14 protein-coding genes are annotated in these 16,016 nt (G+C 53.7%); 1 reads left to right on the forward strand and 13 read right to left on the reverse strand.

What is annotated here, in order from left to right:
- Window positions 1-103 precede the first annotated feature (103 nt).
- The 11 genes from ACFSW5_RS07900 to ACFSW5_RS07950 form a co-directional block, all read right to left on the reverse strand.
- Window positions 104-2,119, reverse strand: coding sequence for a DUF1565 domain-containing protein (locus tag ACFSW5_RS07900; protein ID WP_379271174.1), 2,016 nt, complete (start codon window positions 2,117-2,119; stop codon window positions 104-106).
- A gap of 171 nt (window positions 2,120-2,290) precedes the next feature.
- Window positions 2,291-3,910, reverse strand: a complete 1,620-nt coding sequence (gene groL, locus ACFSW5_RS07905; RefSeq protein WP_379271176.1) for a chaperonin GroEL — start codon at window positions 3,908-3,910, stop codon at window positions 2,291-2,293.
- A gap of 90 nt (window positions 3,911-4,000) precedes the next feature.
- Complete coding sequence (gene groES / locus ACFSW5_RS07910) at window positions 4,001-4,282, reverse strand: co-chaperone GroES (RefSeq protein ID WP_379271178.1); 282 nt, start codon at window positions 4,280-4,282, stop codon at window positions 4,001-4,003.
- Window positions 4,283-4,601: 319 nt separating this feature from the next.
- Window positions 4,602-5,195: a TetR/AcrR family transcriptional regulator gene (locus ACFSW5_RS07915; protein ID WP_379271181.1), complete on the reverse strand. Its 594-nt coding sequence runs from the start codon at window positions 5,193-5,195 to the stop codon at window positions 4,602-4,604.
- 93 nt (window positions 5,196-5,288) lie between these two features.
- A complete protein-coding gene (locus tag ACFSW5_RS07920; protein ID WP_379271184.1) occupies window positions 5,289-6,455 on the reverse strand; it encodes a YhgE/Pip domain-containing protein in 1,167 nt (388 codons plus the stop codon).
- A 147-nt stretch (window positions 6,456-6,602) separates the two neighbouring features.
- The gene (tatC, locus tag ACFSW5_RS07925; RefSeq protein ID WP_379271187.1) at window positions 6,603-7,373 is read right to left on the reverse strand and encodes a twin-arginine translocase subunit TatC; all 771 of its coding nucleotides are present in this window, start codon (window positions 7,371-7,373) and stop codon (window positions 6,603-6,605) included.
- Between the two features lie 26 nt (window positions 7,374-7,399).
- The gene (tatA, locus tag ACFSW5_RS07930; protein ID WP_379271190.1) at window positions 7,400-7,636 is read right to left on the reverse strand and encodes a twin-arginine translocase TatA/TatE family subunit; all 237 of its coding nucleotides are present in this window, start codon (window positions 7,634-7,636) and stop codon (window positions 7,400-7,402) included.
- Between the two features lie 39 nt (window positions 7,637-7,675).
- Window positions 7,676-8,743, reverse strand: coding sequence for a molybdopterin-binding protein (locus ACFSW5_RS07935; protein ID WP_379271192.1), 1,068 nt, complete (start codon window positions 8,741-8,743; stop codon window positions 7,676-7,678).
- Entirely contained in the window at window positions 8,740-9,234 is a 495-nt protein-coding gene (locus tag ACFSW5_RS07940) for a MogA/MoaB family molybdenum cofactor biosynthesis protein (protein WP_379271195.1), read from the reverse strand. The genes ACFSW5_RS07935 and ACFSW5_RS07940 overlap by 4 nt, the downstream gene beginning before the upstream one ends.
- A 27-nt stretch (window positions 9,235-9,261) precedes the next feature.
- A complete protein-coding gene (moaC, locus tag ACFSW5_RS07945; protein ID WP_379271197.1) occupies window positions 9,262-9,741 on the reverse strand; it encodes a cyclic pyranopterin monophosphate synthase MoaC in 480 nt (159 codons plus the stop codon).
- A 16-nt stretch (window positions 9,742-9,757) separates the two neighbouring features.
- Window positions 9,758-10,375: a 5-formyltetrahydrofolate cyclo-ligase gene (locus tag ACFSW5_RS07950; RefSeq protein ID WP_379271199.1), complete on the reverse strand. Its 618-nt coding sequence runs from the start codon at window positions 10,373-10,375 to the stop codon at window positions 9,758-9,760.
- 258 nt (window positions 10,376-10,633) lie between these two features.
- Here ACFSW5_RS07950 and ACFSW5_RS07955 point away from each other — a divergent pair, with 258 nt between their 5' ends.
- Window positions 10,634-12,583: an ABC-F family ATP-binding cassette domain-containing protein gene (locus tag ACFSW5_RS07955; RefSeq protein WP_379271201.1), complete on the forward strand. Its 1,950-nt coding sequence runs from the start codon at window positions 10,634-10,636 to the stop codon at window positions 12,581-12,583.
- A 391-nt stretch (window positions 12,584-12,974) separates the two neighbouring features.
- Here the strand turns inward: ACFSW5_RS07955 and ACFSW5_RS07960 are convergent, their stop codons facing one another.
- Together ACFSW5_RS07960 and ACFSW5_RS07965 are read right to left on the reverse strand one after the other, a co-directional pair.
- The gene (locus ACFSW5_RS07960; RefSeq protein ID WP_379271203.1) at window positions 12,975-13,625 is read right to left on the reverse strand and encodes a response regulator; all 651 of its coding nucleotides are present in this window, start codon (window positions 13,623-13,625) and stop codon (window positions 12,975-12,977) included.
- The gene (locus tag ACFSW5_RS07965) at window positions 13,622-16,000 is read right to left on the reverse strand and encodes an ATP-binding protein (protein ID WP_379271205.1); all 2,379 of its coding nucleotides are present in this window, start codon (window positions 15,998-16,000) and stop codon (window positions 13,622-13,624) included. The genes ACFSW5_RS07960 and ACFSW5_RS07965 overlap by 4 nt, the downstream gene beginning before the upstream one ends.
- Between the last annotated feature and the right edge of the window lie 16 nt (window positions 16,001-16,016).

Below are 16,016 nucleotides of genomic sequence, written 5' to 3' on the forward strand. Positions count from 1 at the left end.
GTCTTTAGTCCTTGGAAGACCGGCGATAAAAATCGTTTGGGAAAAGATGAAGGGCATGGGCCTAAAGCCCATGCCCTCGAATGAAATAGGGGCGAGCTATCTATTAGCGGTTAACGTAAGCCTCGGAAAGCGTCTGCCAATTTCCGGCAGGCAGCTTGTCGGTCGCGGAATCGTTCCATACGTAACCGACGCGGATATTCGTTCCCGCTCCACCGAGGGCGGACAACGGAATGGATGCTTCCGCAGCGGTTTCGGTCGCGGCATATAGAACTGCGGCGTCTGCGGAAGCCCATTTCCAATCGCTCCCGGACCCCTCGTAACGGTATAAGCGGCCGTTTTCAACCAAATAATCGGCGCCCGTTTGTTTCCAAAGCGAAAGCTGAAAGCCGCTTTTGGCGTTATTGTCCGTATTCAAGTAAAACTGGGCTTTGGAGGTCATTTTAGTCCCTTCCGCCAGCAGGTACAGCGTCTCGCCCGTCGTATAGGCCCGCAAAGCTTTGGCGTTTGCAGCGCCGCGATTAAGAACCGGAACGCCTTTCCAGTCGGCTGCGCTGCCGTCTACGGCAAGCGCGCTCGAAGCGGTTTCCTTGGCGCCGATATCGATGCCGTTGCCCTGCAGCCGGGCTTCTCCCGCATAATCCGTATCGCCGGCAATGTCCGCAGGCAATGCCGTCCCCCGGTCGACGGCAGGCGAACGGTACGATAAATTCAGACCTTTGGCCGTAAACGTTGTAAACAGCGGATCGGCGAATAACGAATGGGCGTCGTTCCCCGAGCCTTGCTTATAAGCGGCCCAGCTCGTATAAGCCGCTCCGTTCCATTCCCAATAATCGGCCGCCGTTCCGGCATCGTTATAATAAAGGTTGTAGTCGACCGCGTTGCCGGAGCCGCTAGTATTGTCCTTAATGATTCCGGGCAGGTTCGAATGGCTGAAAATGACGTTGTTGGCGATGCGGTTGTCCCGGTTATTCCACTGCAGCGTAATATCCCGGTAGCCTTGCCGAAGCGTATCGTTATGGACAAACGTATTGTTGACGATCTCGTTGTTTGCGGCTCCGCCGCTTTCGGCATCCGCCCCGCCCATAATGAGCCCGGCCCCCAAATTGTCGTGAACGTAATTGTTCCGCACGACGACACGGCTGGTCGCTTTGCCTTTCTTCTCGCTGGCGAGCTCGATGCCGAAGTCGTTGCCGTAAACGTCATTGCGCTCGATCGTGATGCCTGTCGCCCCGTCGGCGTAGATGCCGCCCGCCGAATGAACCCCTTCGCCGTAGGCGGGATTACTCGACGAATCGATGCCGTATACGGTGTTTTCCGATACGATGCCGTTGCGGGCCTGGTCCGTGCAAGCGCCGGTGCAAGCGCCGTAGAAGCCCGCCAGCACGATGCCGATATTGTTGTTGTCGTGAACGGTATTGCCGGATACGACAAACCCGTCGATATCGCCGCTTAACGTGACCGACTCGCTGCTGCCGGTCATTAAATGGTGGACCTCGTTGTTTTGTATGACAAGGCCGGTAACCGGTTTGTCGCCCAAGACGTGAATGCCGTGGGCGTTCCCTTGACTGGAGCGGTTTTCGATATGATGCACGTTGTTGCCGATCAATTGAATGTTGTCCGCCCCGTTATGTATGCGAATGCCGGCCGGCGTTGCGGATTTGCTGTCCGTCGTCAGGCCGCGAAGCTCGAATCCCTTCAATACGACATCGCTTATGCCCGAAAACTCTACCAGCGCTTCCGCCCCGGTTGGCTTCAACGAAGAGCCGTCGATAACGGGCACCTCCGTCCCGTAATTTTCGAATGTAATAGATCCGCCGTCTTTCGTCCCGGACACATTGATGTCCACCAGCTCGCGGTAAACGCCTCCCCGGACGTAAACCTTCTCTCCGGGCCTAAGCGTATTTGCCGCTTTCTGAATCGTTCTCCACGGCGCTTCGAACGTTCCCGGATTGTTGTCGTTGCCGCCGGGCGCTACATAATAAACGCCGCTTTCCCCGTCCGCCCGGACCGCTGCCGGCGGCGCCGAAACGAGCAGCAACACAAGCAAAGCGGCGACAAAAAAACGAAATGCGGTATAGTTGAAAGGGCTCGTATTCGTTATGCAGCCGGTACGTTTCATTGTCGCTTGTTCCTCTCCCGCCATTCATAATCCAAAGTAAAATTAGTTGCTATTATACGATAAAAGCGTCACGGTTGACTATTGTTTTTTCGTCAGGACTGCACGGCTGGTTGACCGGCATAAAAAAGAAGCTCTCCAAATCTGGAGAGCCTCTTCGTGTATGGCGAGGGATTACATCATGCCGCCCATGCCGCCCATGTCAGGAGCAGCCGGTTTAGCCGGTTCCGGCTTGTCGGCAACGACCGCTTCGGTCGTCAGGAACATAGCCGCAACGGAAGCTGCGTTTTGCAGCGCGGAACGGGTTACTTTCGCAGGGTCGACGATGCCCGCTTCGAACATGTTCACCCATTCGCCGGTAGCGGCGTTGTAGCCGATGCCGATTTTTTCGTTTTTCAGACGTTCAACGATAACCGAACCTTCTTGGCCGGCGTTCGCTGCGATCGTGCGAACCGGCTCTTCGAGCGCGCGAAGCACGATATTTACGCCAGTCAATTCGTCGCCGGAAGCCGTAACTGCGGCAACCGCGTTGTATACGTTCACGAGTGCCGTGCCGCCGCCGGATACGATACCTTCTTCCACCGCTGCGCGAGTGGAGTTCAAGGCGTCTTCGATGCGGAGCTTGCGCTCTTTCAGTTCCGTTTCCGTAGCTGCGCCGACTTTGATAACCGCTACGCCGCCGGCCAGTTTAGCCAGACGCTCTTGCAGCTTCTCGCGGTCGAAGTCGGAAGTCGTTTCTTCCAGTTGGGCGCGAATTTGGTTTACGCGAGCTTGAATGTCGGTTTTGTCGCCGCTGCCGTCCACGATAATCGTGTTTTCTTTCGTTACGCGAACTTGGCGAGCGGAACCGAGTTGGTCAAGCGTCGTCGATTTCAGGTCAAGGCCAAGCTCTTCCGTGATCACTTGTGCGCCGGTCAGAGCCGCGATGTCTTGCAGCATCGCTTTGCGGCGGTCGCCGAAGCCCGGAGCTTTAACGCCGACGGAAGTGAACGTGCCGCGCAGACGGTTCATGATCAGCGTCGCTTGCGCTTCGCCTTCGATGTCTTCCGCGATGATCAGAAGCTGCTTGCCGGATTGAACCACTTTCTCGAGAACCGGAAGAATTTCTTGAATGTTCGAGATCTTCTTGTCCGTGATCAGGATCAGCGGATTTTCCAGAACGGCTTCCATTTTGTCCGTATCCGTAATCATGTACGGGGAGATGTAGCCGCGGTCGAATTGCATGCCTTCAACCACTTCAAGCTCCGTCAGGAAGCCTTTCGATTCTTCGACCGTAATAACGCCGTCGTTGCCGACTTTCTCCATCGCTTCCGCGATCAGCTGGCCGACTTCTTCGTCCGCAGCGGAGATCGAAGCGACTTGGGCGATCGATTGCTTGCCTTCGATCGGCTTGGAAATGTTTTTCAGCTCTTCGACAGCCGCTTTAACGGCTTTGTCGATACCTTTGCGGATAACCATTGGGTTAGCGCCGGCCGTTACGTTTTTCAGACCTTCGCGGATCATCGCTTGAGCCAGAACGGTAGCCGTCGTCGTGCCGTCGCCGGCAACGTCGTTCGTTTTGGTCGCTACTTCTTTAACCAGTTGAGCGCCCATATTTTCGAACGCGTCTTCCAGCTCGATTTCTTTCGCGATCGATACGCCGTCGTTCGTGATCAGCGGGCTGCCGAATTTTTTCTCCAGCACCACGTTGCGTCCTTTAGGTCCGAGCGTTACTTTAACCGCATTTGCAAGAGCGTCAACCCCGCGCAGCATCGAACGGCGCGCGTCTTCGCTAAACTTAATTTCCTTTGCCATTGCTTGTAACCTCCTTAAAATTGTCGTCGTTAATCATAAGCTAATGCTTACACTTTCCGGTCTTGCCCTGTTATGTGTACAAGGGGCGGCTTATCCCAAGATCGCTTGAATGTCGCTTTCCTTCATAATCAAATACTCTTTGCCTTCGTATTTGATTTCCGTGCCCGCATATTTGGAGAACAATACGCGATCTCCTTCTTTCACTTCAAGCGCGACGCGAACGCCATCTTTAACGGCGCCGCTGCCGACAGCCACCACTTTGCCTTCTTGCGGCTTTTCTTTAGCCGTGTCAGGCAGCACGATGCCGCTGGCGGTCGTTTCTTCTTTCGCGATCGGTTCGATCAATACGCGTTCACCCAAAGGTTTGATCATTGAAAATAGCCTCCTTTTAAAAATGTTTCGTTATGTTTTATTAGCACTCGTAAGCGTGTAGTGCTAACAGCCATTTTTATAATACTTTTTTTTGCATCCAATTTCAAGTCCCCAGTTTGGGCTTTGCAGGAAATTTACAAGGGTGCCGGTCTACTCTATTGAATTCGAAACCGGTTGCCGCTTTCCCTGCCGCCGATCCCCAAAAAAAGAAACCGCGCATCGCTTACGAAAGGCGGTTTCCGTTTATTTATCCCCCGTCATGCGCCCTTTAAACGGATGCTAACGGGAATGTGCGGCTCGGCCTTGTGCCGTGCATGGCTTACTCCGCCTCCGCGGCGCCGAGAGCCCGCAAGATATGGTTCGTGGCATCTTCGATGTAGCTTTCTTCCGACGGGACCGCTTCTTCCATCATCGATCGCCAATAGGTTCTTTCCTGCACGATAATAAGCGATCCTACGATAAACGAAAAGGTCGCGTCCAAGGAACGAAACCGAAACTGGCCCCGTTCCCGCCCGGCGCGAAGCCATTCCCGCAGTTGAATCCAAAGCGGAGCGGCGTACTGCCGAATTTTATCGATTCGTTTCGTTTCCAGCAAAATTTCCTGCTGAATAATCGCAACGAGCTCCGACTGCTGCCTGCGGAAACGGCTTACTTCCCGGATTATGAGCTTGACGCCTTCGACCGGGTCCATATCGGGGTCCAAGCCGCTAATGTCGTTGTTTGGAAAAAAAACGTCGAGCATCGCTTCGAACATGTTTTCTTTGCCGCCGAAATAATAGGAAACAAGCGCGATATTCGCGTTCGCCTCCTCGCATATTTGCCTGACCGTCGTCCGGTCGAAGCCTTGTTTGGCAAACAGCTTGCGCGCTGCCAGAAGTATGCGCATTTTCACGTCGCCGTCTACGGAAGACATCGGTTCCCTCCTGCTGCGTACTGACCGGCTGCATTATTGCAATAATCGAAAAAACGGACTCTTTCAATAAACGTTACGTTTCTCTTCCGGCCGTTAGCGGGCTTCGCTGGCCGGAATTTGGGCGGGCAGGGCCGCTTTTGCCCCTTGTTTTTTGAAAGCGACGGCAACCGCCGTGACGGCCATGGCCGTTGCCATGATGAGCAGCAGCGCAGCGCAGTCGCCGGTAATCGGGCCTCCGCCGAACAAAATGTTCATGTTTCCGTCAACCGCGTAAGTCGCGGGCAAAAGACGGCCCAATCCGGTATAAAAATCCGACAGCAGCTCGCGCGGAACGATGGCGCCCGAGCTGACGAGCTGGACCGACAGCAGCATAATGTTAAACAGCATGCCGGCCAAGCCGAACAATGAAAGAAACATTTGAGAGACGAACATAAAGGTAAGCAGGAACAACGACTGGAACAGCCACATGTGCAGAAAGCCCTGCTCGAATTGCCCGCCCAAAAGCGCGACCAAAGACGTGCCGACAAGAGCAACGAGAACGGCCGACACCGCGTTTAAGACCGCTTTAACCAAGACGGTGTTCCATTTGCCCGCCTGGGCTTGCACAGCCATCGTGGACTGCTGAAAGTTCATGCCCATGATCATCGCTCCTACGAAAGAAGCGAGCACCATCATCATCGGCACCATTTGATTGTTCATCCCTTGAACGGGGTTTACGGACCGGATATCGGCCGTTACCCGCTCGGACAACGAAGCGGCGGCAGCCGCGGCTTGCTCCGCCGGCATTTGCGCGCCGCTCAGCGCGGCTTGAACGCCCGAAGCAACCGCCTGGCTGTTAATCTCTCCCGTAATCTGAGCCGCCGCTCCGCTCATAATGCTTTTAATAAGCGCCGGGTTGGACTCGTTAATCCAATATTCAATCGACCCCGTCGCGTCAGCCGAAGCGGCCTTTTGCGTAAAATCGGCGGGGATATGCATGACCATTTGGTAGTCCCGGTTGTTTAAACCCGCTTGCGCCTCCCCCAGATCGGTTACGACGACCGTCTCGAAAGGCAGCTCCTCGGCCAGCTTGCCGCTCAGCTGCTTCCCTAACTGCCCGTCCTCGTTTACGATGGCGATGCGCAGCTGCGACGTCCGGTCCGTTACCCCGTCGTACGCCGTCATCCATATGACGGCAAATATAATTTGAAACATAAACGCCGTCACAATGCCCACCTTCGTCGTAGGCCGATTTAAAAACAATCGTAACGCCTGCATCATTTCTCAACCACTCCTATTTCTTCTCTATATTTAAACATCTATTTTAAACGTATGTTTAATTTACTTTACGTATCCCCAATTGTCAACAATCCCTGTTCATCCCAAAACAAAAAAAGCCAATCCGGCGAGGGATCGACTTTTAAGTAGCTATTCTTCTTCCCATTTCCGGTCGGCTTCCACTTGCTTGCGGTAGACGAGACCGGCCATGTAGACGCTCGCCTCATACAGGGCGATGAGCGGGACGGCCACCAGAATGTCGGAAATAAAATCCGGGGGCGTAACCAGCGTTCCGATGAAGATTAACACGAAATAAGCGAGGCGGCGCATCTTCCGCAGCCGCGCCGGATTCAGGATGCGAATCGCCGTCAGAAACATAACGACGAGCGGAAGCTCGAACAGAAGCGAGATCGGAATGACGATATTAAACATAAACGAGAAGTATTGCGTCATCCCGTACGTCTCCTCAAGATTAAGCTGCGCCGTCACATGTCTCGTGAAATTAAACGCCAGCGGAAACACGACGAAATACGAAAAAGCCAGCCCGGTCAAAAACAAAAGCAACGCCAACGGGATATATTTCACCGTAGCCCGCTGCTCGTTTTCCCTCAGCCCCGGCTTCACGAATGCCCAAAGCTGGTAGGCGGCGAACGGAATCGCCGGAATCAAGGCGAGAACGACGGCGAATTTCATATAAATGCCGATGCCGTCCCATAACGAGAAGGCGTGCAGCGCCAAGCCGCTTGCCGGCTCGCGGCTCGTCAAATATTCGTAAGCCGGATCGGCGGCGAACAACCCTCCGATTAAGCCGGCCACCAGCACGATGAGCACGTATATGATCCGCTTCCGGAGCTCGCCGAGATGCTCTACCAAGGACATCAGCCTATCTTGACCTTCAGCATTCTCTTTACGCTCGGGCATAACAGCCATACTCCTTCCGCCAAACGCTAGTCGGGAAGCCTTCTGTTGTCGGCTTCGCCGGCTGCCGTTTCGGTAACGTCCACTCTTTTCTTCGTTGCGTTGGAACCGTTGTCGCCGTCATCCATCAAATCTTTGGCTCCCGCCTTAAACTCCCTTAACGTCCTCCCGAAAGCGCGTCCAAGCTCCGGCAGCTTGCTTGGTCCAAACAACAGCAAAGCCACGATTACGAGCAGAATAAAACCGGTCACTCCTATGTTCGGCATTACATATTCCTCCCTCAAAAGGTGAGATTCATAATGGTTTTACTGCAATCCGCCGTATCCCATGTCCACGATGTGTTCCCGCGTTACGGGTTGTCCGGCCAGGAGCCGCGGCAGAATGACGTCAAACGAAGTGTACGGATCGTGCATGACGCAGCCCGGAAGCCCCATAATCGGGATGCCGCGCAGGTAGCCGACAAGAAGCATCGATCCGGGCAGCATCGGCGTTCCGTAGCTGACGATGTCGGCTCCCGCCGCTTTGATCGCTCCCGGCGTCCGGTCATCCGGATCGACCGACATGCCTCCGGTTACCAGTATCATATCATAACCTTTATTCGCCAAATCGAGAATTTCATCGACGATGGCTTGACGGTTGTCCGGCACGAACCGCTGCTCCGCAATGCCGGAGCCTAACGCCTCCACTTTGCTTCGTACGGCCGGGCCGAACTTGTCTTGAATGCGGCCGCTGTACACCTCTCCGCCCGTCGTGAGCAGCCCGATTCTCATCGTGCGGAAAGGAAGCACCCGAATCGGAGCCGCCCCGCCGTTAGCGGTCCGATACTGCTCCGCCAGCCGCTCTACGGCCTCGATTTTGCTTTTGCTTACGGTTAGCGGAATCACCCGCGTTGCCGCCACCGATCTTCCCGCTTCAACCGCGACGTCCGACTTGACGGTCGCAAGCGCGATCTCGCCAAGCGCATTGACGCTGCGGACGAAACCGGGATCCACTTGCGACAAGCCGAGCCCGCTCGCCTTTAAGCTTACTTTGCCTTCGTGCGGCTCGGTCAGCCGTATGCCATCGCCGTATATGGCGCGCGCCATCCGGACGGCGGCGTCGTCCTCATGCAGCTCGTTGCCGCCAAGCTGCATAATATAGATGTGCTCTTTGCCGATATCGAGCAACCGGGGGATGTCTTCTTCCCGGATGAGATGGCCTTTTTGAAACAAGCGGCCTTTAAACTGCCCCGGTATAATTTGCGTCAAGTCATGAGCCAGCCGAAGCCCGACCGCCTCGCGCACGGGCACTTCGCGCAGGACGGTCCCGCCTCCTTTGCCCGCCGCGGCTTCCCGGTCTCCGCTCCCATGACCGCTTTCCCGAATTGTCGTCATACGTCATGATCCCCTGTCCGACCCGTTAAAATTTCCAATGCGTGCGGGAGCTGATCCATAACCGCCATCAAGCTTTCGTGAACGCCCTTCGGGCTGCCGGGCAAGTTGAGAATGAGACAGCCGCCGCGCGTACCGCATATGCCGCGGGACAGCATCGCCCTGCGCGTCTTCTGCATCGCGCCGACCCGCATCGCTTCGGACAAGCCCGGAACGGCCCGGTCGATGACCTTCATCGTCGCTTCGGGCGTTACGTCCCGCGGCGATAATCCGGTGCCTCCGGTCGTGAGCAGCAGATCGACGCGGTAATATTCGATCATTTCGATCATCGCCGCCGTAATTTCATCCTGTTCGTCTGGCACAACCCGATAGTCGACCACTTCTCCCCCAAGCTCTTCCTCGACAAGCTCACGAATGACTTGGGCGCTCGTGTCTTCCCGCTCTCCCCGGGAAGCCTTGTCGCTTGCCGTCAATATCGCCACTTTCCAATGCATTTCCCTCTCCTCCCGTTCCCGCTCCGGTCATGGATTTGCGGATATGCGGTAATCGCCGCTTTTTCCGCCGGTTTTGGATACAAGCTGCGTCGGGCCGATTACCATATCCTTTTGAATCGCCTTGCACATATCGTATACCGTCAACGCCGCCGCGGACACCGCTGTCAGCGCCTCCATTTCGACGCCGGTTTTGCCGGTCGTTTTTACGGTTCCTTCAATATATAACTCGTCTTCGCCGTTGTCGGAGAAGCGAATATCGATTCCCGTCAAAGAGAGCGGATGGCACATCGGTATCCAATCGGACGTTTTTTTGGCGGCCATCACCCCCGCAATCTGGGCTACGGCAAGCACATCGCCTTTGGATATCCGCCCTTCCTTGATCCGGCTCAGCGTCTCGGGCTGCATCTTGACGGCGGTCCGAGCCACCGCTACGCGAGCGGTCGTTTCCTTGTCGCTTACGTCAACCATCCGCGCCCTGCCTTGTTCGTTAAAATGAGTCAGCTCCACGGTTTGCCTCCCCCCGTCATAATGCTTGTTGATTAAAAAACATGATTCCGTTCTCCGTCACGATGCCGTCCATCCGCTTGTCATGCTCCTGCATCGGCAAATCTTCCACCAGCTGCAGCTCGTAGGCGACGCCCAGCCAGCATGCCTTTCGCGGAGGCGGGACCGAATAACCGGAACCGTTTGCGGCGAAGCGGTCGTAATAACCCCCTCCGTATCCAAGCCTGCCGCCTTTCTTGTCAAAAGCAAGCCCCGGCGCGAATACGACGTCGATCCGGTCATGCGCGTCAAACGGCACGCACCGCTCCGGGTCGGGCTCCATAATGCCGTATGCCCCCGGCGCCAAGCCTTCCCAGCCGTCAAGGCGGTACAGCGCCATCGACCGGTCGGACGGATGAACGCGCGGAAGAATCACTACGACGCCTTCCTTCAGGCACCATTCGATTAACGGCTTCGTATCGAGCTCCGACCGGAACGGCATATAAAGCATGACGCAAGAGGCTTGCCTGCTCCGCAACCATTCGGCGGCATGCCCGCACGCAGCAGCGGATTTGGCCGAATGCTCGGCGGGGGCAAGCTCGGACCTCAGCTTGGCCATCCGCTGACGAAGCTCGTTTTTAGTCAACGCGCTATCCAAGCCATCACCCGCTCGTCATTAGTATGAGAAAAACCTCTATCGCGGCCTTTCGAAGATGAACGACCGCGTTTAGGGGCAGGTTTTATCGCCGATTAGAATTGGGGTAAAAGCGCGGAATGAACCGCTTTCCGCCAATTTCCCGTAATAATAGTAGTTTACCATTGTTATGCAACTTTCGCCAATGGCAACGCGAGTTTATGGTACACTAGTCATGAGCAACCGCATCGTTGCAATTATTTGTCGGAGGTACGTTTTGTCATGCTGCTCCAAGTATCGAATATTACCAAAAGCTACGGAATCGATGTCATACTCTCCAATATTTCCATGCAAGTGCTGGAACGCGAAAGGATCGGCATCGTCGGCGTGAACGGCGCCGGCAAATCCACCTTGTTGAAAATTATCGCCGGAGAGCTGTCCGCCGATTCCGGCGCCATTCATAAATCAAAAGACCTAAAGCTGGGTTACTTGGCCCAAAACAGCGGCCTTCAGTCGAATAAAACGATCATCGAGGAAATGCGCGCCGTGTTTGACCATTTGATTCAGGCGGAGCAGGAATTGCGCGAACTGGAGCGGCAAATCGCCGATCCCGCCCTGCATGAGAACGAAAAGCGCTACAGCGAAGTTCTCGAGCGTTATGCCCGCAAGTCCGACTGGTTCCGGGAACAAGGCGGATTTGAAATCAATACGAAAATCAACAGCGTGCTGCACGGGATGGGGTTCGGCGACTTCGAACCCGATACGCCGATCGTCAACCTTAGCGGCGGCCAAAAAACAAGGCTGGCGCTAGCCCGCATCTTGCTGCAAGCGCCGGATTTGCTCATGCTGGACGAGCCGACCAACTATTTGGACATCGATACGTTGACCTGGCTCGAAAACTATTTGCGCAGCTATCCGGGCGCGATTGTCGTCGTTTCCCACGACCGTTATTTCCTTGACGCGACGGTTCAAACGATCGTTGAAATCGAACGGCACGCAGCCAAGCGCTATACGGGCAATTACAGCCGTTATATCGAGCTGAAAGCGGCCGAATACGAATCTCTTATGAAGCAATACGAGAAACAGCAGGACGAAATCGCCCGGATGGAAGATTTCGTTCGACGAAATCTGGTCCGCGCTTCCACGACCAAACGGGCGCAAAGCCGGCGAAAGGCACTCGAGAAGATGGAGCGGCTGGAGAAGCCGGCCGGAGAGCTGAAGAAAGCGAGCTTCTCCTTCGAGATCGAGCGCCAGACCGGAAAAGACGTTCTGGAAGCCAAGTCGCTTGGCGTCGTTTTCTCAAGCGGCGACGGGGCGACAGCGGGCAAACGGCTGTTCCGAAACGTCAGCTTTTCGCTGCAACGCGGCGAAACCGTCGCGCTGATCGGGCCTAACGGGATCGGCAAATCGACCCTTCTCAAAGTGCTTGTCGGCGAGCTTCAGCCGTCCGAAGGGCAACTGTATTGGGGCTCCAACGTCAAGCTTGGGTATTACGACCAGGAGCATACCGGGCTGAACCCGGCAAATACCGTGCTTGAGGAAGTATGGTCGCATTACCCGCATCTGGAGGAGGTCCGCATCCGCACGGTGCTGGGGAACTTCCTGTTCAGCGGCGACGATGTGCAGAAGAAGATCTCCTCGCTCAGCGGCGGCGAAAAAGCGAGAGTGTCGCTGGCCAAGCTGATGCTGAAGCAGGCGAATGTCCTTATTTTGGACGAACCGACCAACCATCTGGATTTGTTCAGCAAGGAAGTGCTCGAATCGGCGCTTATCGATTACGAAGGCACCTTGCTCTTTATTTCGCACGACCGTTATTTCTTGAACAAAATGGCCGAGCGCATCATCGAGCTGTCTCCAAACGGCACGGAGCATTTCCTGGGCAATTACGACGATATGCTGGAGAAAAAAAGGGATCTTGACGAAGCGTATCAGGAAAGCCTCGCCAAGTCCGCCTCCGGCGCCGCTAAGCAAGCCGCAGAGCCGGCTCCTGCTTCTTCATACGAAGCCGAAAAGCAGGCCAAACGCGAAGAACGCAACCGCCAGCGGAGAGTGGAGCAATTGGAAAAGCAAATTAGCGAGCTTGAGCAGCATATCGCCGAGTTGGAAAATCGGCTGGCCGACCCGGACGTATTTAACGACTACGTTCGCGTTGCCGAAATCCAAAACGAAATCGAACAAAAAAAAGCGGAGCTGCAAAACGTCTACGACCAATGGGAGCAGCTCTTGAGTTAAACCGTCCAAAACCGGACTGCCCCGCGCAGTCCGGTTTTTTCTTATTTTATATGATAAATTCAGCTCGAAGTTAAGCTTTGTCCGTCAGGACAATGCGGGGGTTTGCATTCAATGAGTGCCGAAGACGGCCGCGAGGCAGGGACGCTGTTTGGGGTGTCCAGAGGGCGCATGCCCTTGGAGTCCCCTCATTTGTAGTGGTGGGGGGAGGGATATTAAACAAAAAAAGATGCTTACGCCAAAGGTGCGTAAGCATTGAGAGGGAAACTATGTCGAAGTGTGTTGCAAAGGCAACGCCAGCGCTTGCGCCCTGATGCCGCCTATATAAGTAATGCAAATTGATCTTGTTGCTTAATGATCAATATGCAGTAACTTCCAAAGTTATGAAATGCCGCTAAAACTGCTCCATTCGGATAAGTCCGAGCCGTTTCGCTTCCACAATTGCTTCGGAACGCGATCGGACAGCCAATTTCTCGAATATTCGCGATAAATTATATTCCACCGTCCGCTGGCTCATATGCAGCTTGGACGCGATATCCTTGTTGCTGTTGCCCGAGGCGACTTCCTGTAAGATTTGCTGCTCGCGTTCATTGATCGATACCTCTTCGATCATTTTTTCGCCGCGCGTAATTTTCACTTCATTGCGGCGCAGCTGCTTCAGCAGCGTGATCGGAATAACGGCCTCGTCGCGCATGGCGCTTCGGATCGCGTTATGAAGCTGCTCTCGTGACGCGGTTTTGGATATAAATCCGCATACGCCGTTTTCAACCAATAAATTAAAGTGGGTACTGATCTCATAACCCGTATAAATGAGCACCTTGCGGTCGGAATCTTGTTGAATGAGGCGCTTGGCGAGCTCTAAACCGCTGATTCCCGGCATATTCAAATCGCATAATATAATGTCGAACGCTTCCTTCTGTATAACATCGAGCGCCTCCATAGCGGATAAAACGACCGTTACGCACATATCCGGATCCTGCTCAATCATCGTCTTAGTGCCTTCTCCCACGGAAGGATGATCGTCCACCAGCAAAATTCGAATCACGCACGCAAACCCCTTTCTGACCTTACAGCCGTCATCGTTTCCGGCATCACTATCGTAATTTCCAAACCTTTTCCTTTTTCCGACCGGAATGTAATTTCACCCTCGAGGCTTGCAACGCGTTCCTTAATGCCGGACAGACCCATATGATCGAACGAAGCCTCCATGGAGTTGACGTCCATTCCGATGCCGTCGTCCTTGTAGTTCAAGTACAGGAAGCCTTTGCGTTGATCCAGCTCAAGCGTAACGAGATTCGCATTCGCGTGCTTGGCGGCGTTGCGCAGAAGCTCTTGCACGATCCGGTAGATTACCGTGATCTGCTCTTCGCTCAGCTCGCCGACGAAAGGCTTTGCCCTGAAATCAACGGCAAAATTGTTACGCATCTGAGCATGTTCGATGATGCTCTCGATCGCCTCCACGACGCCCATTTCTTTAAGAAGCGGAGGACGCAGCTCGTTGCAGGTTTCCCGGATTTGATGAATGACATCGAGCAGCCCTTCTTTTATTTCTTCCAGTTCGCGGCTTAACTTGTCCGAAATCGGATGGTCCATAATGACGCTCTCGAGCTTCCGGTACCATAGCAGCTGGTCCTGCAAAGCCGAGTCATGAAGATCCGCCGCGAGCTTCCGGCGTTCATTCTCGGACAAGTTGAACAACAGCCGGAGCAGCCAAGGCGAAGTCGTATGCTCCTTCTGCACTTCCGATTTCAGATCGTCGATTAACCCCTCGATCAAATACAGGTTTTCGAACACGATGCTTGCGTAATTCGCCATCGTTTTGAGCCAGCGCAGCTCATCGGAGTTGAAGCGCGTATGATTCGTTTTGGGCCCGATCCACACGACATGGATGCCCGCGCGCTGCTTTCCGATGACAAGACCGATCCCGTAAGGCAAATCAACCAATTCGCCGACTTCCAAAATATCGGCGACCTGCAGCAAAAAAGCGATCGTGCGCTCTTCCTCCGCCGTTTTGCCTGACGCATGGACAATCCCTTCTGTCTGGTCAATCTGTACGAATTCGATATGATTGACGGGAAGAAGCTCGTTTATTTCTTGCCGCAATGCGATTTGCAAGTCCGTTTTTTTCATGATTCTCGCGATTTTGCGCGAAAACCGGTCCAGACTGTCCTGATAGCTGTACATCGCCTTGAACATCCGTGGACGAAAGCGATGGTCGATCAGCTCTTTGGCGTATAAGAACAAAGTGATACCGATGTAAGTGATTGCAAAAAGCTGAAAAGACCTCATCCAAAAGTTTTTCGGCTGTTCAATCATTAGCGCAAGCGAAAAAATGGTAATCAGCACGGCCGGCACTAGCGACAGCGACGTATAATATTTGAACCTCGTCAAAATAAAATCGATGTCAAACAATTGATTTGACGTTAACAAGTACAAATAAACGACAGGCAGCACAAACAGAAACAATGCTGTAAACGCTGCCGGTACGAATTGCTGATTCCCCGTCATGAGCGGCAGCAGATTCATGAACGTAAAAGGAGTGAATGCCACGAGATGGGCGGTCAGCGTTATTTTGAACAGCGAATTCAGCTTTGTCCGATGATGCTCGATGTACCTGTGTATCAAAAAGTAGACGCAAATCACATTGCCCAATAAAATGATCCCGCTATGGGTCATCTTCATGTATTCGTAGATTTGAAAAGGCAATCGATCCGTCCAAATGTAAAACAGACTGACAGAGCCTAATACAAATACAACGAAATAAAGGGCATTGAGCAGCCTTTTATTAACGAAAGTCGTACCGTACTTCGCCAAATAAACATTCATAAAGCTCATGAAGAGCAATGGAATAAGCGGAAGCACGACGTAAATGATCGAAAGTCCGATCCTATCGGCCCTGATCGATGCCGAAGAACTGTAATAGCTAAGCCCGATGGACAAGAAAAAAGCGATCAAAAGCAAAGCGGCCTTATCGTTCTTCCTTTTTCCGTAAAGAAATACGGAGAAAGCACTAAAAACGAATAGCGAAGCCCCCGGCGTGTACAATTGGATGAGCAAGTCCCAATTCGAATGATTGCCGCTCCAATGGGATTTGAAATCGATCAGCTGCTCCCTGCCGTCCTGGTGCTTGACGAATACGCTGTCGGCACCTTCGATATAGGCGTACTTTCGGACATTTTTGAACTCGTTTACGTCTTCGTTGTTAACTTTTAAAATCAGGTCGTTATTGCGAATGCCCAAAAAATCCGCTCGGCTTCCCTGATCGACATTCGCAACTATGTAATGGCCCGACCGATCCTTGTATAAATCTACGCCTATCGTCGGAACTTTGACGATCACAACGGTCAAATAAATGACAATCCAGATCAAAATAATAAGGGAGAGAATTGCTGCCGATGTTTTAATTGCTATAGTCTTCACTCTGCCCTCTCCCCCA

Source organism: Paenibacillus thailandensis (genome assembly GCF_042685365.1).
In the GTDB taxonomy this organism is placed as follows: Bacteria; Bacillota; Bacilli; order Paenibacillales; family Paenibacillaceae; genus Paenibacillus_AP; species Paenibacillus_AP thailandensis.

Coding starts and splice junctions, on each gene's coding strand:
- ACFSW5_RS07900 (WP_379271174.1), bottom strand. CDS start 2,119: ATGAAACGTACCGGCTGCATAACGAATACGAGCCCTTTCAACTATACC.
- groL (WP_379271176.1), bottom strand. CDS start 3,910: ATGGCAAAGGAAATTAAGTTTAGCGAAGACGCGCGCCGTTCGATGCTG.
- groES (WP_379271178.1), bottom strand. CDS start 4,282: ATGATCAAACCTTTGGGTGAACGCGTATTGATCGAACCGATCGCGAAA.
- ACFSW5_RS07915 (WP_379271181.1), bottom strand. CDS start 5,195: ATGTCTTCCGTAGACGGCGACGTGAAAATGCGCATACTTCTGGCAGCG.
- ACFSW5_RS07920 (WP_379271184.1), bottom strand. CDS start 6,455: ATGATGCAGGCGTTACGATTGTTTTTAAATCGGCCTACGACGAAGGTG.
- tatC (WP_379271187.1), bottom strand. CDS start 7,373: ATGCCCGAGCGTAAAGAGAATGCTGAAGGTCAAGATAGGCTGATGTCC.
- tatA (WP_379271190.1), bottom strand. CDS start 7,636: ATGCCGAACATAGGAGTGACCGGTTTTATTCTGCTCGTAATCGTGGCT.
- ACFSW5_RS07935 (WP_379271192.1), bottom strand. CDS start 8,743: ATGACGACAATTCGGGAAAGCGGTCATGGGAGCGGAGACCGGGAAGCC.
- ACFSW5_RS07940 (WP_379271195.1), bottom strand. CDS start 9,234: ATGCATTGGAAAGTGGCGATATTGACGGCAAGCGACAAGGCTTCCCGG.
- ACFSW5_RS07955 (WP_379271201.1), top strand. CDS start 10,634: ATGCTGCTCCAAGTATCGAATATTACCAAAAGCTACGGAATCGATGTC.